Origin of the sequence: Sporolactobacillus mangiferae, from assembly GCF_023336505.1 — a bacterium.
In the GTDB taxonomy this organism is placed as follows: Bacteria; Bacillota; Bacilli; order Bacillales; family Sporolactobacillaceae; genus Sporolactobacillus; species Sporolactobacillus mangiferae.
The window spans coordinates 1-25619 of sequence record NZ_JAMAST010000019.1; the positions used below are offsets into that span (position 1 = coordinate 1).

Below are 25619 nucleotides of genomic sequence, written 5' to 3' on the forward strand. Positions count from 1 at the left end.
CCTTCTAAGACAAACGCATCGTCACGCACTTCCCAGATAGAAAATCAGCAATGATCTAAGAAATGTCTTTAGCTTCGCCAAGCTTTTGGCAGGGCGAAGCCGCCGTCGCACTTATACGATCATCCGCTGAGTTTTAAATTTTCTTATAGCATTAAAGAAGAGGCAGCAAAAACAGAAGTGAAACGTTTTTGCTGCCTTTTATGTGTTCAGTCATGAGAACCTGAAAAAAAGAGCTCTCGATCAGTTCATCTTACCCATCATGTCCATCATTTTGGTCATCATTTCATCACATTTGTGCATACAGCTCATCATTTCATCCTTGTTCATCATCTTGTCATCCATCATGTCCATGCTCGACATTCGTTCCATCATCATCTGCATGCATTTCATCTGGCTCATCATCTTATTCATTTCCATCATCATCATCATGCTCATCGGCATCATCATTGATTTGTTCATCATGTCCATCTTTTCCATAGTAAATCCCTCCATGATTTGTTTTGAGGAGCGTTGTTCGCCGCTGTGAGTCGGTGGACAATCTTTCCCGCATCCTTAATTTACCATGAAAAAGTGCCCGCTTCAAAGTCGTTCAACCCTTCGCTAAAAAAAGCGAACGTCAAACAGGGCGCGATTTACTAGTCTCACGCCCATTTCTGAAGATAGAGTGATAGAAAATTTCTATCACATATGAGTTAAACTCTTATTTTTCACGTTATTCATTTACAGACACTTGGGTTCTGAAGTTTTAACCGATCAATTTCCTTCCCCAGCTCGATTCGGCGATGTTTTAACGCAAACAGTTCCGCACTCATCTGGTCTGTTGCCCTACCGTTCAATTCCCGGATTTGACGGTACAGATAGAGAATTCGGCGGTTCACGGATACAAATTGTTCTTGAAGTGCTCGCTCTGTCTCCTGTCCGTGTTTGTCAGTCCCGCCAGTCAATCCGGCCAGCTTCAGTCTAATCTCTTCCTGCCATTCAGAATCACGAAGTCTTTTTGCCAGTAAATACAGATCCAGACAATCATCAATTTGCGTATTCTTCATCCTTGTGAACATTTAAAATACCCCTTCTTATCTTCATTCCGGAATTAGCACGGTGCTGCTTTTTCATCGCCCGTTGCTGAAACTTCATAGGGCCGGTCCCTCCGCCTCTCTCGATAAGAATGATCCGGCATCTTTTCAAAATGAAAAGCGGCATTTTTCCGTAAGATTTGGAAAAATAACCGCTGTAGCCGTCCGCATTATTTTTCTTATCTCTCAGAATAGATCTGCTGGAATTAACACCATGCACATAAATGTGTTGGTTGTCGGGTTTCATAGGGCCAGTCCCTCCACCACTCTCGATAAGATTATTTTATTGTTTAAAACTTAACGCATTTGATTAAGTTTGTCAATAGATTAATCGTTAGTTTTCTTATCGGATTTTATTGGTCTCTGTTTTGATAACGGAGCCGGCGATAAAGTCGCTCGTGCCCTATTGTACATATTGACCATCCGCTTCGCTATCGGCACCATCTTCCGCCCTTCTTCAGTCAGACGAACATGCTGGTTGCTGCGATCAAAAAGCGTGACATTCAACTCCCTTTCCAGAGCTTGAATACGTGAAGTCACTGAAGGCTGCGAAAGAAAGAGCTGCCTGGACGCGGCGTGATAGCTGAGGCATTTCGCGACCATCAAGAAGGTTTTTAATTGATCAATGGTCATGACTTATCACGATCCTTTTTTTGCCTTCCCAGATTCGAAAACTGCACCTGTCTGACGCGTCGTTTTATGAACGAAATGTCACAAACATTGGTTGGTTTAGATTTTACGACCTTCAAAAGAAGTCGTCAATGATTATTCATATTATATTTATATGTTTTATGTGTTATAGGGCGATTTCATGTCCAAACGGTGGCGGATTGAGGAAAACCCGTGCAGCAGAAGAATGAGAATTGAACTTTCACGTTGCCAAAGTGTTCATGAAACAGGCGAAAATAATACAGGAAACGAAAAACGGCCGCTCCCTTTATTCGGGGGGCGACCGTTTTGTTTTAACGACTCAGCCGATACGGCGATTTTTCTCTCTGATCTGACCAAGCTCAGCTTCCAGCTCCAGACGGCGCTGTTTGAGCGCATACAGTTCATTTTTCATCGATTCGGTGAGGGCGGCATTGCGCTGGCGCAATTGCTGATACAAACCGAGGATTCGGCGATTGACATAGCCAAGCTGCACACGCAGATCACTTAATCGCCGACGTTCGAGATCAGCATTTTCTTTGATAAAAGCAGCCAGATTCTCTTTGATCTCCTTTTGCCAGGCATGATCATTCATTTTCGCGGCGAAGAGGTACAGGTCCAGATAGTCATCGATTTTGGCATTCATCAGATGATTCATCACGTATTGCATCCTCCTTTTGTCTGCTTGATCTTTTTTCGTACGCACTCGTTGCCGATAGCGACAGGTGTCTGAGAATGCGACCATCTCTAACCGCAATTCTGACGAAAAAAATGTATTTGTCCATCATACGATAAGAATCGGAAAATAGTTACCTTTCACAATCATTTGAAAAATAAACAGGCAAATGACCCTGATCACCGATTCTCATCATTTTCGTCAGCCTCCATGAATTTTTTCTTATTTTAACGTGAACTGCATGATCTGTCAAAATATACTTCTTATCTAGTGAATTGAATGCGTTCGAAGCGCGCGCACGGCTTCCCGGTATATATGAAGAATATTTTCGGCATACGGGAGGAGCGCTTTCCCCTGATCGGACAGAGCAATTTTTCGTCCTTTACGAATAAACAGCGAAGCATTTAATTCTTTCTCAAGCATTTGAATCCGCATGCTCACTGAAGGTTGCGTGAGAAAAAGTTTACGCGAAGCATGGCGAAAACCATTATGCCTGACTACAGCAAGAAAGGTCTCGATTTGTTCAATGCTCATCGTACATCGCCTCTTTCTGTCATTTCAATGGATGTTCCGAAATGCCATGTTTTTTATCTGAGCATTTTCTATTTGGAGCGTCGAGCAATGAAGATCCATAATTCAAAAAAATTAACGGTAGGAAGCTGATCTCAGCACTTTTTTAGCCAGTTCTTTCTGATTGATAAACGACTGTATTTCCGTTTCTTCCTTTGCTGTTAAACTAACAAACTGAATCCCGTAATCCACTGTGTCACAGTCGTGTTTCATTTCCTTGCGCATGACGCTCCCCCTGACTCTGATCAGGGTACCATCCTTTTTTTTGAACGACAGGATTAAAAGCACTTTCTCTCTGATTGGAAAATTAATGGAGCATCTGATCTTCATTCCGCTCTGGCTGATATCGCACATTTCGACATCAAATGATTTATTGTTCAGGCGTTGCAGCGCCTGATCTCCGAAATCAATGACCCGCACCGTGCATTTCTGGTCTTCCAGTTTAAGACGATAATGACGTCGCTTTTCTTTGCTGTTCATACCGATCACTTTTTCTGCGGCATTTGCTTTTTCTCTGAGTTCCGTGATCAGTTCGTGATTCTTTTGTAAATTTCTACGATAATGAATGATAAACGCGCCAAGCACAGCCGCCCAAAACAGTCCTTCAATGATTACACCTGTCATCAGAATTGTATTGTCAGACATGCTCATCACTCCTCGATATCTTCGATATGTGCTGCGGCTTCCCGAGCGCGTATCCCTGAGCATAGAGAACGCCCAGTCTTTGCGCGCAGCCAATATCATTCGCTGTCTCCAATCCTTCAAAGATCAGTTTGACATTAAACTGGTGACAGTAATGCACAAGAAACATGACATAGGCTTGCTTCTTTCTGGAACGGAGCAGATCGACTGAAAAATAGCGATCAAGTTTAATGTAATCCGTGTCGATTTCGATGGTTCGGTTAATATCGTCCGAACCCTTGCCAAAATCGTCCACAGCAATCATAATACCCATTTGCTGCAGAAATCGGAGTGTATCTGACATTGAATTGAAATCGGTTATTTTCTCGTGCTCAACAATTTCCAGAACGATCTGGCCAGCGGGAAGAGCATAACGTTCAATCATCTGGAGCATAAAAGAGGAAAAATCTTCATGCATGATCGTTGACGGATACACATTCAGAAACAGCTTCCTGCCCTTTTTTACGGGCCCATGACGCGCAAACATATGTATGGCTTTTTGTATCGAATGGACATCAAGTTCGAAAAGCCGATTTTTCCGAATCGCCGCTGTGTAGGCATTTTTCGGATCACGAAAGTTTTTGGAGCGAAAGAGTGCCTCATAACCTTCAACCTCTGAAGTCTGCAAATTAACAATTGGCTGATAATGATGAAAAAAACGCTCACTTTGGAGTAAACGAAAAAACCACATGATTCCTCGCCTCTTTGTTCAACAAAACGACGCACCGAATAAATGTGGAAGTCAGGCATGATTGTATCCGCTTCCATTCGGCAACCCGGCCGCCATAGTTCCTCACCTTAGGCCCGTAGCTTTGCGACCCTACTTTTCAATAGGAGTGCCATTTCGATTGAATAGATTTAGTGTATGTACATTCTTACATAGTAGTTCTTAAGATTCAAGTTCTTTAGACCTATTTTATCTCGATATAAAACTTTTCTATCAGAAAATCAGAGAAAATAAGTTCAAAAATTGTAAAAATAGAGTATCAAAATTCAAATTCATAAGGATGGAAAACAAATACAGGGGATGCACCTCAGAGCTTCCGATAGGGATTTAAAAATCTGATTCTGCGTGCATTGTCGGGAAAACAGCATTTGCGAGGTTTCGCCAGTCTTCGCCAGAACGCCCAGCCAGGCAACTGCTTTGTTGCTGAGAGCGGGACTTTTTCACTATGGACTGGCTTATTTGTTTGTTTGTGAAAGATACAGACTGCTTACATAACTTTGCTTGCTGAAGGATTCAAAAGGGCTTAGATAACCTGGCTTTGCCAAGCCTCTGGCGAAGGCAAAGACGCCGTCGCACTTAAAGTGTAAATTCAAGAGTACAAAAAAAGAAACACGGCAGGTCCGTGTTCATTGGGGAGGATCGGTTTTCATTTTTTTCATGATATCAAGCATTTCGTCCGAAAGTGCACTGCTTGCCGCATCGCTGTTTTCTTTTTGGATAGCCTCATAAATTTCGCCACGATTGACGTCAATTTCCCGTGGTGCCGAAATGCCCAACTTGACCTGGTCACCGGAGACCGCAACGACTTTCACTTCAATGGTATCGCCGATTTGAATCGATTCACCTTTTTTTCGCGTCAGAATAAGCATCGGTCACACCTTCTTTTCCTGAAGGTTTGCGTTAATCGGCGTCCGGAGTGAATAACCGGATCGCTCCGGAATATATTGTTTGCCGATTCTGTCCTTAATATTAATAATGATCGGTGCTCTAAGATTAACCGTTGACTGCGAAAAAGGCTGCCGCACACTGACAATGACCCAGACCGTCACATCCTCGTGCGACTGAATATGTAACTGATCAATAAAATGATCGGGAAGATCAACACTGTAGTCCTTAAAATAAAAAAACGGAGAAGTAATGATGAACGCAACATGTGCTTCATTCACTGACTGGAGAACGGAAAACAGTTCGCCAAACGGCTGAATGACATACTGTTTATTCTGCACAAAACCGGGAATGCCGGATGAAAACCGAACAATATCCGTTTCTGTGATTTCCTGTTTTCCAAAATACTTCGTCTGAATCATCATTTTGTCGCGACTATCCTTTCTCATCCACATACAATCCGACTGCCTGAATGTCAAGCGAAGGATAACGTTCCATCGAAATCGTCACCTGTCCGGGTTGAAAGGCATATTCGGGAGCCTGCGGTTCTGCGCGTACAATCGGCTTGTGTGTCTGCCAGTTAATCTTAAGACTTCCAGGCACAACATCATAGCGAACGGCCTGAAAAAGCGGGGTACTGCCTGTTTCATAGTGAGTACCGATCACACTTAATTCTACATGGTCAGCCGCCTGCTTGGCAATTAAATTTTTCCCTTTATTACGTTCGATATGCAAAAGCTCATTTCCGTCTCTTGCCCGTCGCGCAATTCCTTCCAGAACCGCCTGTTTTCCAGCATCTGCTGCTTCTGCAACACGTACTCGAGCCGATTTCAGATTAAGATTATGCCATGCTTCTGTCTGATCAATTCGAACCTGTGCAGGCTTGCGCTCAACGGTCATCTCCGCTTTGGGCTGCTCAATCGTCTGCGTCGCCTTCGGCTGATGGATCGTCAGCGCAGCCTTCTGTGTCTGGATTGAAATTCTGCCGAATACTTGATGCATCTCCAGATGAGGATCTGTACTCATCATAATATCACCATCTCACATGAGACCCTGCCGCGCACCATTATTGTAAGAAGTCGACAAGCGAGGTCTGTATGATTCTTGCACCGACGGAAAGGGACGCGTTAAACACATTCTGCTGTTGATTGAGGTTAACCAGTGTCTCTGCATAATCTGCATCCTCATTGCTGGACATTACTTTGGTGGCCACCGTTTTCTGCTGGTCCAGACGGCTGCTGATCAGTTCAACGCGGTTCGTTTTGGCACCCAGATCTGCCTGCGCATTGATGATCTCAGTTAAATGCGTGTCAATTGTATCCAGATAACCGCTAATCTGACTTTCATCCGCCGTTCCGGATTCTAAATCAGATTTTAAATTATTCAAATCATTAAACAACCCTTCCGTAAACACCGTATTGGGGTCAACATTGATGGTCATTTGAACACCGTCATTAACTGCTACGCTGTAATCGGGATTGGCCAGAGCTTCAGCATTTGCCGTAATCGTTCCGTCTGCTTCTTCCGTCAATAAAGGCTGATCGGAATTACTGCCGCTGAAAATATATTGATTGCCAACCTTCGTGTTCCCTAAAGTCACCAGCTGCTGCGTCAGCTGATCAACTTCCGTGGCGATCGCCTTCCGTTCATCTGCAGTCTGTGTGCCATTGCTTGCCTCATTCGTCAGTTCACGGATCTTCGTCAGCACATCATTCGCCTGCTGCAGCGCGTCATCGGAACTGTCCAGCCATTTAGTGGCGCTGGTTACATTTCTCTTATATTGCTCGACATGACTGACATCAGTGCGATAGGCAACGCCCATGGAGGCAACAATCGGATCCTGAGACGGCCGGCTGATCTTCTTTCCGGTCGACAGCTGATTCTGATAATCAGAAATTTTACTGTATCCATTCGAAATATCCTGCAAAATATTGTTACTCATCATTCCCTGTGTCACACGCATCAATGATCAGCTCCCCATCTTATTGATCAGCGTATCCAGCAGCGAGTCAAGTGTGGTGACCACTCTCGCTGAAGCGCTGTACGTATGCTGAAACTGGATTAAGTTCGTTAATTCCTCATCTGTTGACACGCCGCTGACGGACATGCGCCGATTCTGCGCTGCCTCAAGTGTTGTCTCGGAATTGCTCTTGAATTGATTGGCCGATTGAGCATTAACGCCGATTTGCCCGACAAGACTCTCCAAATATTTTTTCAGTGTAACCGGGTCATCCCCATTGCCGTCAACATCGTAAGTATTGCTTGCAATCACATCCGCCATCGCGGTCGCTCCGCTGTTGTCGCCGGTCGGTGAACCGTTCTTGTTTGCCGTAATGTCATTGCCTGTCAGATCTTCATTAACATGAATATTGGCCGCGGTGACGGAACCGCCTTCACCCTGGAAAAATTCTGTGATTCCCGAAGAGACTGATCCTTCAGTAGTTGCATAGGCGTTATTAAATTCTGCAGCCAGTGTACTCGCCATATTGTCCAAACTCTTCAGCACACTTGGATAGTCCGTTGTATAAGCGTCAACCAGCCCCTGAAGTTTGCCGGAGAAACCGGTGAGCGATTGGCCCGCCATTGAAATGGTGACTGAAGGGCTCGTTGTATCTGCCCCTGTGATCTCCGGATCATCCAGATGCGTTGTCGTCAGGTTAGCACCATCCACCAATTGCGCAGGCGGATCATAAGAAGCCCCATCACCATTAACAATCTCAATGGAATACTTGCCCTCAGCGAGTTTCGAAGGATTGCCACCGCTTTTGTCAGTCGATACTTTGACGTTCACGATTTCCGACAATTTATCAACCAGTGCATCGCGTTTATCATATAAATCATTTGGAAGCTCTCCGTTGGCCTCCTGCTTTTCGATTTCCTGATTTAACGTGTTAATCTGATCCGCATACTGGTTCACCAGATCAACATTTTCCGTGATCTGACTGTTCAGGTTGTCCTGCACCTTGCCAAGCGACTGCGAAATATAATTGAACGTGTCCGCCAGTGCAGCTCCCTTTTGCAGCACAACCGTACCTGTTGAATCTGTGTCACTTCCAAGATCCTGAAGTGCGCTCCAGAAATCGTCAAGCGTCGCTGAAATTCCCGTATCCGTCGGTTCATTAATGATATCTTCCATCTGACTGTATGCATCGCTGATGGTGCTCCAATAGCCATTCAGATTCGTATTGTCCCGGACCTGAAGATCCACGAACTGATCACGGATCCGGGTAATGGATTCATCAATCACACCTGTTCCGATTTGACCTGCTCCTCTTGCAGCATTGATACCAATGCTTGGATAAGGCAGCCATGTCGCCAGATTAACGCGCTGGCGGGAATAACCGTCGGTGTTTGCATTGGATATATTGTGACCTGTTGTCTGAATGGACGTCTGCGTCACTTGCAGCGCCCGCTGCATCATATTTAAACTTGAAAAAATCGGAATCACCGATCAGCACCTCCGCCTGATTATGTTCGTGAATCAATGCGTCCGCCAAAGCCTGGAGACGCCGCATGCTCATGTCTTGGATTATCATAATTGCCCAGCTTTTTTTTCGGTCCGAACAGGCTGAGATTGAGTCTGACCCATATCAGCGAATCGTGCAGCAACTGCTGATTCAGGGTATTTGCCTGTTTCAATGCATAAACGCGGCTCGCCAGCGCTAAATAAATAGTCTGCCATTCCTCGCGTTCTTTTGCGTCCATCACCGCCTGTGACCACTCAGTGAACGTTGCATTTGCGTGCGATGAACCAAGATCTTCCTGAATCACAGCTGAACGCTCTTCTTCAAGCCGGCGCAATCGGTCAACAAGTACCGTCTCTTCCCTGGTCATTCTGTCGACTGACTGCACATCACCGTTTTTTATTGCTTCCTTTTTTAAATCGGCAAGTCTGAGCAACGCATCATGTTCCTCGGTCATCGTTTTCAGTATTGATTTCATGTGTGCAACGGTCATGCCTGCTCACCTCTCATTGCCTGTTCCAATAGTGGTACATTTTTTCCGCAATGTTCTGAGCCGGAACCTCATAAGTTCCGTTCTCAATCTGCGACTTCAGCTGCTCTATTTTTTCATTCCGTGTTTCATCGAATTTATGGGACCCCTGAAGCCTTTTCGCGGCCGTTGATATTTCAAGTCTGTCATCTGTCTTCGCTGGTTTTGCAGGCTGTTCACCTGAACCGGCTGCTGTCTGGTAGGCACTTGAGTAGGCCTGTACAGATCCGTATCCACTGATTTTCAATATACTCACCTCATCTCCAGAGGATTATGCTTTCCACATTTTATATCGGCATCTGCGGAAAATTATTTAATTCCGCCGCACGTGCCTTTCCGTATGGTATGTCTTTCCTCTGATTTCCTCAATGATTTTCTTTTGTCTCCGGTTACTTTCAATGTCCCGTTCTAATTTTCCTCTGCAATCGTCGCACAGTGTCCCTGTTTGAATTAATTTCCCGCATGAACGGCATGGATAACCAAGATTCGGAAACACGGTCGTTTCGAGACGTCCCTCACGAATCCATTGATAGATCAACTCGGTTTTGACACCGGTTGCTTCGTGAACCTGTGGCACCGTGGCGGTCCTGTTCTCCTGCCGGCGTATAAATTTATAAACGATTTCAAACATTTTTTCCTGTTCTTTCAGGCAATCAGGACAATAAGGAGAGGAAACACGGACGAACAGCCGACCGCATCCTTTACAATTTTCGAGTTCTGGCAACGGGATTCCTCCTCATCTGTAAAACATTCTGCTGTAATCTGAATCTGACTTTATTATCGGTATGGAATCGGTAAGTTTTAGGCAAACAGTTTACCTATTCGTCATCTGGAAGAATCACTTCATGTGCCGAACAAACCTGACCATATGAAAAAATCAGTTGTTATGCGCACGGGCGACTCATTCGTAAAAAATGCGGGCCTTTTCACCGTGAGAAACGAAAACTTCGTACTGAATGATCTTAAATCAAGTTTATCCGCATAACCGGCATTGAAAGGAGCGGGCAGAATTCATAACTATAGGCCGCTCGCTCTTATTAAAGCACGGGAATAGATGGAAAAACAAGCAATCAGCTACTGCAGCACACTAAATTTATGATATTCACAAAGCTGAACGCAGGGATCGGGATCGAACATGGGGCGGAAACCAGGGCGAGCTCGTACATTATCGGTCTGTTTCTGAATTGTATCGGTCTGTTTTGGGAGTTTATCGGTCTGTTCCTTAATTGTATCGGTCTCTTTGCATATTGTATCGGTCTGTTTCCCATGACCGCCGGCTCTGTACTGACTCGCGCACCGAAAAACAGGCACCGCCCTCAATGAAGAAGGCAGCGCCTGCTAATGTTGAAGCTCGATGTGTCTACCGAATCCACCATAATTGGCCAATCATGGAAAGATTTTAGTTTTCAGCCGTGAATCAAGGTAAGCGAATCGACGCTTAAGGGATGGGCTGGAATCAATGTGTGCGCAGCCAGACGCATGGTTACACCCGTCGTATAGATATCATCAATGAGCAGTATTTTTTTATTTTCCAGCAGATGGATGCACTCTTTGTTTAATTGAAATGGAGATTCACGGGAGGCCAGACGCTGACGTCGATTTTTCTTGCTCTGCTTCATTTCGTGCTTCTCGCGCACAAGCCCCTGCACAATGGGGGGCCCAATCAGTTCGGCGAGCACTTCTGCCTGGTTGAAGCCGCGTTCCCGAAGCCGATGCGCGCTCACGGGAATGGGGATGATCACAAATTGTGAGCTGTCCGTCATGAAAAGCCTCTGCCGCCAGGTACTTCCTTTCTTCACGATCCGGTGAAAGGCACATCTCAGGTCACATGCAAAGCCGGCCGCCAAAGCAGTGTCTCCACGAAATTTAAAGCGCGTGATCATTTCCTTAATCAATGGATTATAACTGAACAATGCATTATTCGTCCCATATAGACCATTTCGTCCACTATGCTTCCACCAGATGCAATCCTGGCAAATGTGATGTTTAACGGCGGTCGACTCAAGCAGAGAAAGATCCCGCCCACAGCATCGGCAGCATGCATCCGGCGCAATCGCGGCCAGACGTCCGCGGCATGTATCACAGAAGGACGGTGTATCATCTAAAACGAACACGGTTTGAAAAGTCAGGGGTTTTAAAAAATCAGCTCCGCAAAATAAACAGCGCATTCTACTTAAATCCTCCGGCACGGTTCATCTGCTCAATCTGTCTGCGTGCACGAATCATGGCCAGCGTTTTTCCATTATGAAAAAAGACAACGTCACCCCTGGGACAATCACCAGATCGACCGACGCGCCCGGAAATCTGAACAAGCGCACGATCATCGAATACCCGATCATCAGCGCCGAATACAGCGACTTCAACACCAGGAACCGTTACCCCGCGTTCAAGAATCGTTGTGGTCACAAGAGCGGCCAACCTGCCCTCGCGAAAATCGGCCAGCTTCTCATGGCGATGCGGATCGTCAGCATGAACTCCGGCAATACGCGTGTACCCGGAACGCTGCAGAAGTTCCGTCAGTTCATGAACGAGCGCTATGGACGGAACAAAGATAAACGCCTGCCGTTTCTGCGTGATTCTCTCTCTTAGCCAAAGACTGAGCGGATAAGGAAGCCAGCCCTTGCATGCAGCGTGCGCCCCGTTCCCGATCCATTGAAAGCGTGGAACGGGAAGCGGATAACCGTGATAGCGGCGCGCAAGCATGACGCCACGCAGTTTTCCTGATAAGTACGCATTTTTCAGAATGTCCGGAGGTGTTGCTGTCAAAAAGATAAAAGGCGCGTTCGGTTTTGCGGCTTTCCGTACAGCATAGTCAAGCATCGCATCAAAATGATAAGGAAATGCATCCACTTCATCGATGAAAACGCAGTCAAATCGATTGGCACTACGAATCAGCTGATGTGCGGTTGAGATTACCAGCGGCGCATCGGGAATCGTTTCCTTACTGCCAGCATAAAGCCCACTGACTGGGATATCCGGAAATGCCGCACGGATACGCGGCAATAATTCACGCACCACATCCGTTCGTGGCGTGGCCAGAACCACCCGATGCCCTTTTTTCAGCTGTTGTTCCAGTGCCGAATAAATGATTTCGGTTTTGCCTGCTCCGGCAACCGCCCAGATCAGAAAAGATTCGCGCGCTTCAAGAGCCTGAAGCAACGCCTCCGCGGCTTTCTGCTGATCAGAGGACAAGCTGCCCTTCCAGTGGCACAGCGGCCGCCCGATTAAGACATCTTCAGGCAGTCTCAGTTCCGGCACAGGGCCGCACCATGTGACCAGTTTTGTGCATGCACGCACAATGCCCATTGTCAGGCAATGCCGGCAGTAAACACATTTGCTCCCGCATCTGGCACAGCTACAGACAGCAAATGACTCCTGTTCACGGTTGCCGCAGCGGACACACAACCATTTTTTCTTTCCAGTTAATAGATCAAAAATGTTTTCATTCAAGGGGATGATGCCGTGGCGGACGGAGACATAACCGGCATTCACGTATTCCTTAAGACGCTTTTCGGGAAACGGGAGCTCTTCAGCGCGAAACTCCCGCCCATGCAGCGCATGCTGCACTTCCGTAAAATCATTTGGTGTGGGTACGGATTTACGGGAAAGCAAAAGCATAGGCATACCTACCTTCTTTCGGAGAATGAGTGAGGACTTTTTAAAAACAAAAAAGGGGCAAGAATTGAGGATTTTGCATGTCGAAAAAAACAGCGTACATAAAAATGAGGAAAATCAAGCACATTGAGAGAAAATTGTACTCTTAGTTACTATTCGACATCTGCTGCTTGAATCCTTCAAAAATCATGTGAATTTTTATTTCAGCATTAGAAACTTGGCTTTGCCAGGCCTTTGACACGGGCGAAGCCGCCGCACTTATAATCCTATTAAAAAACCGCGTGGTCTGCACGCGGTTCATCATGACTTGATTTAATATATTTTTACCCAGCCGTTCTTAATCGCTTCAACTACAGCCTGGGTGCGATCCTCAACACTCATTTTCTGTAAAATGTTGCTGACGTGGTTCTTCACTGTTTTTTCACTGATATACAAATATTCGCCGATTGCCCGGTTGCTTTTTCCATCCGCCATCAGCTGCAATACTTCGCATTCGCGATGAGTCAGAATGTGCAGGGGCGGACGGTACTCCAGATCCCGAAATCCGGAAAGTTCAGTGGAGTACCCTTGTGTCGCCAGTCTCCGAAATTCATTGACTAAATTGTGTGTCACTTTCGGGTGTATGTATGCGCCGCCCTGTGCAACGATCCGCACAGCATCAATCATTGAATCTGCATCCATCTCTTTGAGCAGATAGCCGAGCGCACCCGATTTGAGCACGTGGGTCACATAGCTTTCATCATCGTGGATTGAAAGGATGATCACCTTCAGGCCGGGATGATTTTTAATCAGCTGCCTTGTTGCTTCAACGCCATTTAATTTTGGCATATTGATATCCATAAGCACGACATCAGGATTGGATTCCTCAATTAATTTTTCTGCAGTACTTCCATCATCGCCTTCAGCAACGACTTCAAAATCGGTTTCCATATCCAATATTCTTTTTACGCCTTCCCGAAAAAGACGATGGTCATCAATCAGTGCAATCGTTGTCACTTTAGGCCGAACATTTGTCACAATTCTCTGCTGTCTGACAAGCGTCACCGCTGATCCCGTGCCGCAGCAGTTTTTCACCTCTCTTTTTTTCTGTCGATGCAGACAGCGTCCGGGATTGACCCTGTCTGCCTTTCTCGTTGCCGCATTATTCAAGTATGTCTTCACTCTGAAGCGGGATATGAACCAGCACTTTGGTCCCCTTCCCCATTGCCGAGTGGATCATCAGCTCACCGTTCAGCAATTCGGTTCGCTCCCTCATGCCAACCAGGCCATAGCTGCCTTCTTTTGTCTCTGTCATGTCGAAGCCAATTCCATCATCCTTAACAAGAATCAGTACTTTATCTTTTCGGTATTCAATCCTTATGTTGATGACCGACGGTTTCGCATGGATGCATGCATTCTGCACCGCTTCCTGCACTAACCGGAATAATGCGGCTTCAATTCTCGATTGCAGCCGTTTATCTTCTCCGACACAGTTAAAGTTGATGTGTACAGAAGGATAGTCACCATTTACGCGATGAAGATATTTCTGCAGCGTTGGAACAAGTCCGAGATCATCCAGGCTCATTGGGCGCAAGTCGTAGATAATTCTGCGTACCTCGGCAAGTGCTCCCTGAACCATTACCCGATACTTCTGCAATTCGGCATGTGAAGCTGCCATACCTTCTTTTTTGCCAACACGTTCAACAACATCCAGCCCCATCAGAACCTGTGCCAATGTCTGAGCCGGACCATCATGAATTTCACGCGACAGCCTCTTCCGTTCTTCTTCTAGTGCTTCGATTACCTTGAGCCCGAACGCGCGCTGCTCCCTTGCGCTTGCGATCACCTCGCCTACTTGTTTCAGGTCACTTGTCAGATAGTTCAGGACAACAGTCACTTGCCCGACCAATGTCTCTGCTTTCTGAATGGTGGCCTGCAATTGAACGAGGCGGCGTTCGAGCTCATTTCTTCTTTTTTTCATCTGCCGTTCCATCTCGCGCACGATGGACAGTTCATTCTGAATTGAATTCGCGTTCTCATAGGCATGGCGAATATCTTCCTCGCCATACCGGGTAAACGCCTTACTGATCTCGGCTAACTGTCCTCTCGATTTTCTTGCTTCAATCTCAAGTGTGTCGCTTCGATCAATAATTCCGTTCAATTCCTGTTTGACCAATTGGAGTTCTTTAACCAGTGCGTCATACTCTTTTCGTGATTCTTCGCCGATCTCGAAAATCTGAGTTTTACTGTCGCTCACATTATCAATCATATTATTGATAATCAGATCAAGATGCTTGACATCCAGATCAACAGGTTTACTGGCTGACATAATTTCCCTCCATCATAACTGTAGCCGAACTGTTTCAGACGTGCTACCCGCATTGTGCCTATCTGTGTATGGGTATTTCGCACTAATTAATAAAGAACAAATTTTCAAATGCGGAAGCCATTGCTCCTGTTCCACATTTTAAATCTAGCAAATTCGACATAGTGAAAAGTTAATGCTTATCTATACCCATTGTTGATGAACAAAAATCAGATAGCAAGTGTAAATGTTACCATGATGCGCTTCGCCGTCAAAGCGCTATGAATAAATATCCGATTATTTGGACCTATTTTAAGATGGATTTTCCATGTACTATAAGAAGTATAAGATTTTACAGCGTTGATACAACGATTAGCGCCATTTCATCATGAAGCCGTCTCAGGACACAAAAGCACGAAGCATCCGCGGTCGCTGAAGGCAAGTTTTCTAACACAAATTTGAAAAGATAAAAGATTTAGTGGAATTTAGTGTAAGTGCAACTATGCCTTCGCTTTCGCCGATGGCTCACCGATGGCAAGTTTTCTAACACAAATATGAAAAAATAAAAGATTTAGTGGAATTTAGTGTAAGTGCAACTATGCCTTCGCTTTCGCCGATGGCTCACCGAAGGCAAGTTTTCTAATATTCCAGTTTTTTCTCGCCTACGGACGAAACAGTCAATAGACCTGTCGAAAGTAAGTAAAAGTGGAAAATTGCACGTTTCTGGACCCTCGCGTCTTTTTCTGCCATCAACCCGAAGCACTTAACCGAAATGGGAAAGAGAGGGAACATTCATGACACTCATGACTTATCTTACCGTCCGATCTGTTGCCAAAGCAGAATCTGAGATTAAAAAATCACGCTTTATTTCCTCTGTATATCCCGTGGAGAGCGAAACAGAAGCGGTACAATGGATCGAAAGCGTTCGCAAGGAACACTGGAAAGCAAATCATAATTGCTTTGCCTATATCATAGGAAAGAAACAGGAAATTCAAAAAGCAAGCGACGACGGCGAACCTAGCGGTACGGCTGGTGCACCAATGCTTGAAGTACTGAAGCAACGCAGCATCTGCAACGTGCTTGTCATTATCACTCGCTATTTTGGCGGGACAAAACTGGGTACCGGTGGTTTAATCCGTGCATATGCCCATTCAACAAGTGCCGGGTTAAACAAGGCAGGGATCATCAGGCAAGTGCCTTCGGAACAATGGACTGTCACCGTTGACTACCATCAGAGCGGCATGCTGGAGAACAAGCTGCGTGAATCTCCTTATACCGTCAAGAGCATCGGCTACAGCGACAAAGTGACTTTTGATCTGTTAACAGACCAGAAGGATCACTCAGCGTTTATTGAATTCATGACCAATTTGACGAACGGTCAGGCAGAAATCGAAAAGAAACGCGAATTATATGTGCAGGAAGCGTTACCGTCCACAGGCGAAAACTGACTGGCCCGTAAATTTACGGAGACACAAGAAACAGATATATACAATTATTTTGCGAATTTTGCCGAAAATACACTGAATTACATTGATGGAACAGACGGACTTCGATAAAATAAGACTATTGCCTGTGAATATGACCAACGGTCTATTAATTAAGCAACGGTCGGATTGTTTTATAAGAAAACTTGGCTTTACCAAGTCTCTGGCGAAGGCAAAGAGGCCACCGCACTTATACTATAATCCGCTGAAGACTTTAAACTTTTTTAATAATATTAGAAAAACCGGGCAAAAAGCTCCCGGTCCTATTTTCACAGAGCGTACTTTCACAGGACGTGATGGCTTTCGCGTTGCATACAGGACGTATGCGACCTTAGCGAAATTTCCTTACATTGTTAGTAGAAGTTTCTTTTACAACCAGCGAGAGTTCCTTCTCTATCATGATTTATTGATTTATGCCTGTTGGATGCATATCGCTGGCGGTCTTGCATCTCGGCTTTGATGCACAGACGTGATACTTTTTTTGGTTTATTATTGAGTAATCATATACTTTCTAAAAAACTGGCGCCTATCTGTGAAAGACTAAAAACCCGGAGGAGAATACGTCAAAGATGGCACTAAGCAGAACAGAGACTCGAAAAAGCAAAAAACATACTAAGCGGAAAATAATCGTCTGGATTGTTATATCGGTATTTCTCCTGCTGGTCGGGAGTGGCGCGGCATATGGATATTATTTATCAAAAAAGCTCGAAAATGTAACTTCAAATGCGCAAAATAAACTGGCACGTGGCAGCAAGTCAGATCTTCGCGCGGAAAAAGTAGATCCGGTTAAGGATGATTTTTCTATCCTGTTTATCGGAATCGACAAACGAAAAAACGAGCCGAGCCGTTCCGATGCACTTGTGCTCGCAACCTTTAATCATGAGTCCAATCAGGTGCATATGGTCAGCATTCCTCGTGATTCCAAAGTACAGATCGTTGATCCAACCCGCACACATGATTACGGCTTTTCCAAAATCACGCATGCGCATGCGTATGGTGACGCAAACAATAATCAGGGTGCTGACTATACAATCGCCACGGTTGAAAATCTCTTTAAAGTACCGGTGGATTATTATGTTCAAGTCGACTTCAAGGCATTTATAAAAATTATTAATGCACTTGGCGGTGTTGAGATGGACGTTCCGGTAAAACTGGTGACGCAGAACAGCAACGATAAGAAGGGTAAGGATGCCGTTGTACTTGAACCGGGCAAACAGCTGCTCAACGGTGAGCAGGCACTTGCACTGGTCCGCAACCGAAAATCTCCAGGATCAGGCGGTGATTTCGGACGCGGAAAACGTCAGATGGCCATGATCGAGGCGATCGTTAAAAAGAGTGCAACTTTGTCCTCAGTGACCAAGTACAGCAAGGTTATTGATTCGCTTGACAATAATTTTGAAACCAATCTGACTTTTGGGCAATTGCTCAGCCTGCGCCGCTATGCCGGCTCACTATCCAAGATCGATTCACTGCAATTGAAAGGTACCGACGACATGAGTTCCGGTGTCTATTATTATGCGCTTGACGAAGATTATTTGAATCAAGTGCGGGATGAACTGAAACAGCAATTAAATTATTCAACAGCTTCCGAGAGCAGTGATGATGGGGAAAGCAGCAGTACGGCACCAGCAACTGCGGATGAAGATTCTTCAGGTATCGTAAATGATTCATCCGGCAGCGCAAGCAATCAATGAAAAAGGAATCACCATTAAAAATGGATGACGCCCAGTCTTTGGTGAGCGCGAAGACGCCGTCGCACATTCACAAAATTTATCTGAATTCTATCTTGTAAAAAAAGTATCTGATCTAAAGCAAGTGCATTTAGATCAGGTGCTTTTTTATTCACTGTACGTGATCGTGATTATCCGCTCAGCGATTGTATAGAAAAAGCCTGCTCAATATCAGACTTTCTTTCATTTGCACTGATATATTTACACGGATAATAATCGGTTAATCGGCAAACACGTAAATACAAATGATCATCGATGACAATGTATGGCTCCTGATCAATCCTGATGAGAGCCTTTTTCTTAAAATGTCGTTTATGGCAGATAATGAAAAGTTCATCTGTCTTATACCAGACGGCTCTTTTTCGATCCAGAAATTTAATCATGACAACCTTTTTTCTCATTGTAACTTCCTCCCCTGATTCTTCTGTACTTGAAGCCGTCATCATGGGGCTACTTAATTATCCATAATCTTTTCTTACATTAATTAAATTGACTGTATCCATGCACTTCAAACATATTTTTGCATATAATAATTATTTAACGGGAAAAACGCTTAAAAGTTTGTGGCATAACCAGCATTCTCGGCCATTTCAATAATACTCCCCATTGTGCGCGCTCATGTTTTTTGCTGCAGTTAAGCTCCACTGTTGTTTTTTCGTCTTACGTGACGGTCTTCATCTTTCACAAAAAGGGAGATTCTTCAGCCATTCTCTCATCCAAAGAGACCGTTTCAGTTATGCATTTATCACCCATAAAATGATCAGACTAAGGAAATAAGGCTTACTACTTACATCGGTGTTTTTTCCATATTTTACATTCACATATTGTTACAATTTTCACAATAACGAAAATGAATGCTTCTATCGAAAATAACAGGAAAACAGGGCTACGCCCGGTTCTTTGCCATCGATCCGCTCGTTTGCCGCGAGGAGTCCAGGAACCTCCACGGGCATGCCTGGTCCTTAATCTCCAGCCACATGTCATGGGTTCGTGTCTTTATGTTACTGAATCGGCGCTTCAGTAGTTGCTCACTTGCCATTGGCGCGCCGCGAGCTTCCTCGGGCAAACTGGAATCTGCGGGATCATGCTGGCACCTGATCAAAAGGAACGTTCCGCTGGCGCCAGCGCACTTTCGTGTCTGGTCTACACTCTTTTTATGCTTAGCTAAAATCTAAACTTTCTTATAGTACAAAAAAAACGGCTCATAAAGAACCGTTTCTTCAATATATATTTTCACTATTATTCGTTCATTAATTTCAGACAGTGAAAACATTCATTATTTGACTTTTGCCAGTCCCAGGATCCGCTTGTATGCATTAAGAAGCGGTTTGTAATTTGCGCTGACAAGCCCTACGCCTTCCACTACCAATTCAATGATCAGCATCACACTGATAATAATGATCAGCGAGCCGAGCAAAGTGGAGGTTGAGAACAGGATCGCGGCCAGCGCGAACATCGCACTCATGCCGTAAATGAGGACTACGGTCTGCCTCTGCGTAAATCCATAACGCAGCAGACAGTGATGCAAATGTGATTTGTCGGGTGCCGTCAGTGGCTTTCGATTGACCAGTCGGCGAATAATAGCGAACAGTGTATCTGAAATGGGAACTGCCAGAATGATGATCGGTACAACAAGAGAAAACAGGGTCACATTCTTAAATCCGAGCAGCGCAAGCACCGAAATGACATATCCGAGAAAATAACTGCCCGTATCGCCCATGAAAATCTTCGCCGGATGAAAATTGTAAGGAAGAAAGCCGAGCGCGCTGCCCAGTAAGAGTGTGCTGACTGTAAAGACGAACATATTGCCCTGGATCAGAGACAGTCCAGCCATCGTCAGCAGGACAATGCTTGAAACACCAACGGCAAGTCCGTCAAGACCGTCGATCAGATTGATCGCATTGGTAATGCCCATAATCCACAGCAGTGTGAGCGGAACACTGAGCCAATATAAATGCAGTACCCCATTGAACGGAAGATTGATGAAAGAAACCTGAATGCCGCTCTGCACAATAACCAGAGCAGCAAAAAAATGAGCAACAATCTTCACTTTTGGGGACAGAGAATACAGGTCATCCAGAACACCAGTCAAAATAATGATGACGCTGCCTATTAGAAGCGGCAGTGTAAAGCTGCTGTCCGGCCACAGGATCAGCATTCCTGCAAGAAAAGCCAGATAAATAGCCAGCCCGCCCATTCGCGGCATAATTGTCTGATGAACTTTGCGGGCGTTCGGAAGATCGGTCGCACCGATACGAATCGCTAATTTCCTGACAAGCGGCGTCAAAGCAACCGCAGCAAGAAAACAGATCAAGAATGTCACATAGACCATCTTTCAGTCCCGCCCTTATCAATAGATTCAGATTTGCGCTGCCAGATAAACACAGGCAGACTTGCAAACTTTCTTAATCGAAATTATACCACAATGTAAAGACAACGTGCCTAAAAACTTTACAATATTTTAACGGTCAACACAATCCGTTAAAATTAGTTTACAATATTGAATGGGCTGTTGATCAAAATCGGGATTTTTTTGATGATTCCAGGTCACTCTTTTTGCTGATGATCAACTGAAATAAACAACGCATATTCGAGAACTATATATCATATCTGCACGTTAAAGGATGGAATGGCAATGCATGAAAAAAAACAAGTAGGCACACTCTATATGAATGATTTTCAGACAAAGCGGGAATTCGCGGCCCTGTTTTCCCAAAATATGAACCGTCATCAACCCATGAATCTCTATTTTCTTAATGATCATGGATTTAATATTGCTCAAAAAGACCCGGAGTATAATGAAGTGCTGAACCGCGCGGACTATTTACTTAATGACGGGATCGGAATCAAGCTCGGCGCAAAATTGTGGGGAATCCGTCTCCGTGAGAATTTAAACGGTACGGATCTGATTCCCGTGCTTCTCGATCAATGTGCCAGAAATCACTGGTCGGTTTATCTGCTCGGTGCCGCGCCAAAGGTTGTCCGGGCAGCCGCGCAGAAACTATCAGAGAAGCACACGCATCTGCACATTGCCGGCATCCATGATGGCTATTTTGACTCAGACGAGCAAATCATCGCGGAAATTAATCAGTCCGGAGCCGACGTCCTGCTCGTGGGCATGGGCATGCCGCTTCAGGAAAAGTTTATTGACCGGAATACGCATGCGCTCGCTCCACTGGTACGTATCGCTGTTGGCGGTTTTTTCGATTTTGCCTCCGAGACAAAACCACGTGCACCTAAGCTGATGCGCCGTCTGAACCTGGAATGGCTGTTCCGAATGGCACTGGAACCGCAGCGGATGTGGAAGCGCAATGTTGTCGGCCATGCGCAATTTTTCGCAAAAGTACTTTGGCTGAAGTGGAGCAGCCGCCACTAAGATTCATTGCTCTGCCGTGACATGATATTTCGGTTACTGATGAGAAATGAGCGGAGAGATTTAGCAACAGTATTCATATCCCCCCCTTTTTTACAAGGTTAATGCTAGAATAATAGAGGATGAACTTACTGACGAAGGAAGGATCTGCATGGAACAGAATTTTTTTATTCAGAACCGGAAGAAACTGTATGAATCCCTTGAGGATCAATCGCTGACCGTTCTTTTTGCCGGCGAAGCGGCACACCAGTCCGCTGATGAAAGTTATCCGTTCTATCCGAACCGGAATTTTTATTACATGACCGGCATTGCAGAACCAAAGGTGATCTTTGCCGCGGCAAAATTTAATGGAAAAATTGAAGAAACACTGTTTATTGAACGTGCGGATCCGTGGATGGCGCGCTGGGTCGGTGAAACGATTACACCAAATGAGGCTCAGGAAGCTTCCGGCATTCAGAACATTGAATTGCTTGATAAGTTTGAGAGCTATGTACGCGGCCAGTTTGACAATCGTGTGTATCAGCATCTCTATGTCGATCTTGAGGCGAAATCATGGGAATTCACGGCAAAACCTTCGAATAAATTCGCATCCGAGGCTGCTGTTATCTACCCTTATTTAACCATTCATAATTTATATCCTGTTCTTTCACGTTTTCGAGTGGTCAAAACGGCTGAAGAAATTGACTTGATCCGCGAAGCTGGAAAAATTACTGCAGACGGAATTAAATATGTGCTTGCCAATGCAAAACCGGGCATGAAGGAGTATGAACTTGAAGCCTACTTCAACTTCGTTCTGAAGAGCCGCGGATGTACCGAATTTGCTTTTCCTACTATTCTCGCAAGCGGTTTTAACGGAACGGTGCTTCATTATTCGGCAAATACGGGAACAGCCGAAAACGGTGATCTTGTGCTTCTCGATCTTGGTGCCCAGTATCAACTGTACAATGGGGACATCAGTTATACATTCCCGATAAACGGCCGCTTTACCCCGCGCCAGAAAACCATTTATGACATCGTCCTGCGCTGCAATCAGGAAGTGACAAAAATGGCGAAGCCTGGGATTGCCTTTAAAGACCTGAACAACTTCACAATCCAGTTCTATACTGAAGAGCTGTCAAAAATCGGATTGATCAGAACGCCTGAGGAGTTGCGCAAATACTACTTCCACAGTGTCAGTCACTCACTTGGTCTGGATACTCACGATGTCGGCCCATATCGTGAGATGGAGCTCGTTCCCGGCGAAGTGATCACAAACGAACCCGGACTCTATATCCCTGAAGAAAGCATTGGCATTCGTATTGAAGATGATCTGCTGATTACAGACACAGGCGCAGAGGTATTAACAACCGGTCTGCCGCGCACTACGGAAGAAATAGAAAATTTCATGGCGGGCGGCCATTCTGATCTTTAATGGTCCGGGCAACGACTCATAATGAATCCTGTGCGGGTGCCTCAGAAGTCTTTTATGACGCTGAGACATCCTTTTTCTATTTCAAGAGAAGCAGCATATCTGCTTCGTTCTGACATATGATCTGCCCATCTGTTACAATGAAAACGACGCTAACGAAAAGGCGGGACCATGGATGAAAATACGTAAAATTGTCATTGCGCCTGATTCATTTAAGGAGAGCCTGACCGCCCTTGAAGCTGCTGAGGCGATCCGCGACGGCCTGAGACAAGTATGGCCGAATGCCGAGTATGTGCTTGTTCCGATGGCTGACGGCGGCGAAGGGACGGTGCGTGCCCTTGTTGACGCGCTTCACGGTGAAATCATCACCCAGACAGTAACCGGTCCGCTGGGCACCCCTACCGCAGCGTTCTATGGACTGATCAATCATGGACACACGGCCGTGATTGAAATGTCTGCGGCAGCGGGAATCGAGAAAACAGGCCCCGAATCCCGCGATCCGCTTCATGCAACCACATACGGTGTCGGTGAATTAATTCGCTCCGCATTGGATCATGGGGCAAACCATATAATTCTCGGATTAGGCGGCAGTGCGACGAATGATGGCGGATGCGGCATGGCACAGGCGCTTGGTGCCCGCCTTCTTGATAACGGTGGAAATGAATTGTCTGAAGGCGGAGCTTCGTTGATCCATCTGGAAACGATCGACTTATCGCGGATGGACCAGCGGTTGAATCATGTGCGTGTTGAGGCCGCTACGGACGTCACCAATCCTTTAACCGGACCTGAGGGCGCATCTGCAGTGTTCGGGCCGCAAAAAGGTGCAACCCCGGACATGGTTCGCCTGCTTGATCAGGCACTCACCCGCTTTGCACGGATTGTAGCGCGCGACTATCACATTGATATTAATTCCCCTCCAGGCAGCGGAGCAGCTGGTGGTCTTGGTGCAGGAGCCCTTTTCTTTTTAAAAAGCTCCATTCGGCCGGGCATTGACTTAGTCATTAAAGAATCTGGATTAGAACAAAAAATGGCGGATGCTGCACTGGTCATTACGGGTGAAGGAAAAATTGACGGGCAGACTGTTTTTGGGAAAACCCCTGTCGGAGTCGCACAATGCGCCAAAAGGGCACATCTTCCGGTTATTGCATTGGCAGGATCACTGGGGGAAGGCTGCGAGGCTGTATATGATCATGGCATAGACGCACTGCTGCCGATTGTTCCCGGTCCGGTTTCTCTTGATCAGGCACTGCACCATGCGCGATTTAATTTAATCCGAACGGCTGCGAATACCGCGCGTCTTTGGCAGCTTGCCGGCTACGGCCAATCATTTTAATTCACCTGGATACCTGCATGCAGGGTATCCAGGTGAACATTAGAAAACTTGGCTTTGCCGAACCTTTGGCACGGGCGAAGCCGCCGTTGCGCGGCCATGGACGGCCTAATGTCCGATAAGCCGCAGGACGCGGCGTTTTTTCGGACCGCTTATACTATGTTCCTTAAATTTTATATACTTTCTTATAGTAGAAACAAAAAAGGTGGTCCATCCGCCAATAAAAATGGCTTTGAGACACACCTTGATTACTGTTTATGATTTGTTCAGTCCCCATTGCTTGCTGACGTAATCGATCCAGATTTTTTGTCCGGAGGCATTCATTGTCTCCCCATCCTCTTTAACAACATCTGCTCTCTTCGCACCATCCGGCCAGTCGGACAGATAATCAAGCAACGGCAAGTCCTGCTTCCGAATAAAGGCACTTAATTCGTCAATGCGGTCATTCATATATGCCTTATTAGAAGAGTAGTTTGGCAGATTCACAAGAAATGATGCTTTAGGATAGGCATCGTTTACTTTTTTCTCCAGAATCAATGCCGCTGTCCGTGTATCAGCCGTACTTACCTGACGATCGTCATTGTAAACAAGCGGTGTAAAAATAACCAGATCCGGTTTTCCATCAGCACTTTGTACAAGATCCGCGATCTTAGCGCGATTCAGAGCAAGTGAAGTGGTTTTTCCCAAGTTTTTTGCAGTAACCTTAAAAAATGCTTCACCAAAGGTCTGATCAAGTCTTTGCTGAAGCAGAGGCGCAAGCTGCTCCTCATTGCTCGTTCCAAGCAAAGCAACACGTACCTGCCCATTTTCCCGATTGGCATTCTGCGCCGCACTGCGCAGTGCTTTCGGCAACTTTTTAATCCGATCTGAAAAACTCTGGCCGCTGCCCGTTTCGTCAATATTCGAGGCATCTATCTGTCCCTGCTGGCTTGCTTTTTTCACTTCATTCACTTTATGATTCCAGTACAGCCTGCCTCCGATCAAACTCGAAAGGCAAAGAATTGTGACGATAATAAGCCATATACGTTTCACATCTGCCCACCCTCAGTTTTCTGCATTATGTACGATGTATGATAAAAATAGATTCATACAATTACTATATCGATTAAGAGGGCCGGATGCAATCTGTTATCTGTCTTGTC

General features: G+C 45.6%; 28 protein-coding genes and 3 riboswitches. Of the genes, 6 read left to right on the forward strand and 22 right to left on the reverse strand.

Annotated elements, in window-relative coordinates:
• Positions 1-240: 240 nt before the first annotated feature.
• The 15 genes from M3N64_RS12005 to M3N64_RS12075 all read right to left on the reverse strand — a co-directional run bounded on the left by M3N64_RS12005 (position 241) and on the right by M3N64_RS12075 (position 9977).
• Positions 241-477, reverse strand: coding sequence for a hypothetical protein (locus tag M3N64_RS12005; protein ID WP_249102596.1), 237 nt, complete (start codon positions 475-477; stop codon positions 241-243).
• A 239-nt stretch (positions 478-716) separates the two neighbouring features.
• On the reverse strand, positions 717-1058 hold the full coding sequence (locus M3N64_RS12010; RefSeq protein WP_249102602.1) for a hypothetical protein: 342 nt from the start codon (positions 1056-1058) through the stop codon (positions 717-719).
• Between the two features lie 12 nt (positions 1059-1070).
• Positions 1071-1166, reverse strand: a riboswitch (SAM riboswitch).
• A gap of 83 nt (positions 1167-1249) precedes the next feature.
• Positions 1250-1352: riboswitch (SAM riboswitch) on the reverse strand.
• A gap of 48 nt (positions 1353-1400) precedes the next feature.
• Complete coding sequence (locus M3N64_RS12015; protein ID WP_249102603.1) at positions 1401-1706, reverse strand: LysR family transcriptional regulator; 306 nt, start codon at positions 1704-1706, stop codon at positions 1401-1403.
• 337 nt (positions 1707-2043) lie between these two features.
• Positions 2044-2382: a hypothetical protein gene (locus M3N64_RS12020; RefSeq protein ID WP_249102604.1), complete on the reverse strand. Its 339-nt coding sequence runs from the start codon at positions 2380-2382 to the stop codon at positions 2044-2046.
• A 282-nt stretch (positions 2383-2664) separates the two neighbouring features.
• On the reverse strand, positions 2665-2931 hold the full coding sequence (locus M3N64_RS12025) for a LysR family transcriptional regulator (RefSeq protein ID WP_249102606.1): 267 nt from the start codon (positions 2929-2931) through the stop codon (positions 2665-2667).
• 111 nt (positions 2932-3042) lie between these two features.
• Positions 3043-3612, reverse strand: a complete 570-nt coding sequence (locus M3N64_RS12030; RefSeq protein WP_249102608.1) for a PilZ domain-containing protein — start codon at positions 3610-3612, stop codon at positions 3043-3045.
• Positions 3605-4339, reverse strand: a complete 735-nt coding sequence (locus tag M3N64_RS12035) for an EAL domain-containing protein (protein WP_249102609.1) — start codon at positions 4337-4339, stop codon at positions 3605-3607. Before M3N64_RS12035 ends, M3N64_RS12030 begins: the two co-directional genes overlap by 8 nt.
• A gap of 76 nt (positions 4340-4415) precedes the next feature.
• Positions 4416-4499: riboswitch (cyclic di-GMP riboswitch) on the reverse strand.
• Between the two features lie 502 nt (positions 4500-5001).
• Positions 5002-5244, reverse strand: coding sequence for a carbon storage regulator CsrA (csrA, locus tag M3N64_RS12040; protein WP_249102611.1), 243 nt, complete (start codon positions 5242-5244; stop codon positions 5002-5004).
• A gap of 3 nt (positions 5245-5247) precedes the next feature.
• On the reverse strand, positions 5248-5709 hold the full coding sequence (fliW, locus tag M3N64_RS12045; RefSeq protein WP_249102613.1) for a flagellar assembly protein FliW: 462 nt from the start codon (positions 5707-5709) through the stop codon (positions 5248-5250).
• On the reverse strand, positions 5696-6286 hold the full coding sequence (locus M3N64_RS12050) for a DUF6470 family protein (protein ID WP_249102615.1): 591 nt from the start codon (positions 6284-6286) through the stop codon (positions 5696-5698). The genes fliW and M3N64_RS12050 overlap by 14 nt, the downstream gene beginning before the upstream one ends.
• 40 nt (positions 6287-6326) lie before the next feature.
• The gene (gene flgL / locus M3N64_RS12055) at positions 6327-7223 is read right to left on the reverse strand and encodes a flagellar hook-associated protein FlgL (RefSeq protein ID WP_249102617.1); all 897 of its coding nucleotides are present in this window, start codon (positions 7221-7223) and stop codon (positions 6327-6329) included.
• 6 nt (positions 7224-7229) lie between these two features.
• The gene (gene flgK / locus M3N64_RS12060) at positions 7230-8708 is read right to left on the reverse strand and encodes a flagellar hook-associated protein FlgK (protein WP_249102618.1); all 1479 of its coding nucleotides are present in this window, start codon (positions 8706-8708) and stop codon (positions 7230-7232) included.
• A gap of 20 nt (positions 8709-8728) precedes the next feature.
• Positions 8729-9217 carry a flagellar protein FlgN gene (locus M3N64_RS12065; RefSeq protein WP_249102619.1) on the reverse strand — a complete coding sequence of 163 codons (489 nt, stop codon included), beginning with the start codon at positions 9215-9217 and terminating at the stop codon, positions 8729-8731.
• Between the two features lie 13 nt (positions 9218-9230).
• Positions 9231-9500, reverse strand: a complete 270-nt coding sequence (flgM, locus tag M3N64_RS12070) for a flagellar biosynthesis anti-sigma factor FlgM (RefSeq protein WP_249102620.1) — start codon at positions 9498-9500, stop codon at positions 9231-9233.
• A 66-nt stretch (positions 9501-9566) separates the two neighbouring features.
• Positions 9567-9977 carry a TIGR03826 family flagellar region protein gene (locus M3N64_RS12075; protein WP_249102621.1) on the reverse strand — a complete coding sequence of 137 codons (411 nt, stop codon included), beginning with the start codon at positions 9975-9977 and terminating at the stop codon, positions 9567-9569.
• A gap of 371 nt (positions 9978-10348) precedes the next feature.
• On the opposite strand from M3N64_RS12075, the gene M3N64_RS12080 reads away from it, so the two are divergent.
• Positions 10349-10576: a hypothetical protein gene (locus M3N64_RS12080; protein WP_249102622.1), complete on the forward strand. Its 228-nt coding sequence runs from the start codon at positions 10349-10351 to the stop codon at positions 10574-10576.
• 83 nt (positions 10577-10659) lie between these two features.
• Here M3N64_RS12080 and M3N64_RS12085 read toward each other — a convergent pair whose 3' ends face one another.
• The 4 genes from M3N64_RS12085 to M3N64_RS12100 form a co-directional block, all read right to left on the reverse strand.
• Positions 10660-11421 (reverse strand): ComF family protein, encoded by a 762-nt coding sequence (locus M3N64_RS12085; RefSeq protein WP_249102623.1) that lies wholly within the window; start codon positions 11419-11421, stop codon positions 10660-10662.
• A 1-nt stretch (position 11422) separates the two neighbouring features.
• The gene (locus M3N64_RS12090) at positions 11423-12877 is read right to left on the reverse strand and encodes an ATP-dependent helicase ComFA (protein WP_249102625.1); all 1455 of its coding nucleotides are present in this window, start codon (positions 12875-12877) and stop codon (positions 11423-11425) included.
• Positions 12878-13180: 303 nt separating this feature from the next.
• The gene (locus M3N64_RS12095; RefSeq protein ID WP_249102690.1) at positions 13181-13885 is read right to left on the reverse strand and encodes a response regulator; all 705 of its coding nucleotides are present in this window, start codon (positions 13883-13885) and stop codon (positions 13181-13183) included.
• Positions 13886-14009: 124 nt separating this feature from the next.
• Positions 14010-15176 carry a sensor histidine kinase gene (locus M3N64_RS12100; protein WP_249102626.1) on the reverse strand — a complete coding sequence of 389 codons (1167 nt, stop codon included), beginning with the start codon at positions 15174-15176 and terminating at the stop codon, positions 14010-14012.
• A 770-nt stretch (positions 15177-15946) separates the two neighbouring features.
• Here M3N64_RS12100 and M3N64_RS12105 point away from each other — a divergent pair.
• The gene (locus M3N64_RS12105; RefSeq protein ID WP_249102630.1) at positions 15947-16600 is read left to right on the forward strand and encodes a YigZ family protein; all 654 of its coding nucleotides are present in this window, start codon (positions 15947-15949) and stop codon (positions 16598-16600) included.
• Between the two features lie 605 nt (positions 16601-17205).
• Complete coding sequence (locus tag M3N64_RS12110) at positions 17206-18330, forward strand: LCP family protein (RefSeq protein WP_249102632.1); 1125 nt, start codon at positions 17206-17208, stop codon at positions 18328-18330.
• Between the two features lie 167 nt (positions 18331-18497).
• Here M3N64_RS12110 and M3N64_RS12115 read toward each other — a convergent pair whose 3' ends face one another.
• Together M3N64_RS12115 and M3N64_RS12120 are read right to left on the reverse strand one after the other, a co-directional pair.
• Positions 18498-18767 carry a hypothetical protein gene (locus tag M3N64_RS12115; protein ID WP_249102633.1) on the reverse strand — a complete coding sequence of 90 codons (270 nt, stop codon included), beginning with the start codon at positions 18765-18767 and terminating at the stop codon, positions 18498-18500.
• Positions 18768-19642: 875 nt separating this feature from the next.
• Complete coding sequence (locus tag M3N64_RS12120; RefSeq protein WP_249102635.1) at positions 19643-20698, reverse strand: glycosyltransferase family 4 protein; 1056 nt, start codon at positions 20696-20698, stop codon at positions 19643-19645.
• A 303-nt stretch (positions 20699-21001) separates the two neighbouring features.
• On the opposite strand from M3N64_RS12120, the gene M3N64_RS12125 reads away from it, so the two are divergent.
• The 3 genes from M3N64_RS12125 (at position 21002) to M3N64_RS12135 (ending at position 24480) form a co-directional block, all read left to right on the forward strand.
• Positions 21002-21742, forward strand: a complete 741-nt coding sequence (locus M3N64_RS12125; RefSeq protein WP_249102637.1) for a WecB/TagA/CpsF family glycosyltransferase — start codon at positions 21002-21004, stop codon at positions 21740-21742.
• 148 nt (positions 21743-21890) lie between these two features.
• A complete protein-coding gene (locus M3N64_RS12130; protein WP_249102638.1) occupies positions 21891-23150 on the forward strand; it encodes an aminopeptidase P family protein in 1260 nt (419 codons plus the stop codon).
• A 172-nt stretch (positions 23151-23322) separates the two neighbouring features.
• Positions 23323-24480: a glycerate kinase gene (locus M3N64_RS12135; protein ID WP_249102645.1), complete on the forward strand. Its 1158-nt coding sequence runs from the start codon at positions 23323-23325 to the stop codon at positions 24478-24480.
• Positions 24481-24732: 252 nt separating this feature from the next.
• On the opposite strand, the gene M3N64_RS12140 is transcribed toward M3N64_RS12135, so the two are convergent.
• Positions 24733-25509, reverse strand: coding sequence for an SGNH/GDSL hydrolase family protein (locus M3N64_RS12140; RefSeq protein ID WP_249102647.1), 777 nt, complete (start codon positions 25507-25509; stop codon positions 24733-24735).
• Positions 25510-25619: the final 110 nt, after the last annotated feature.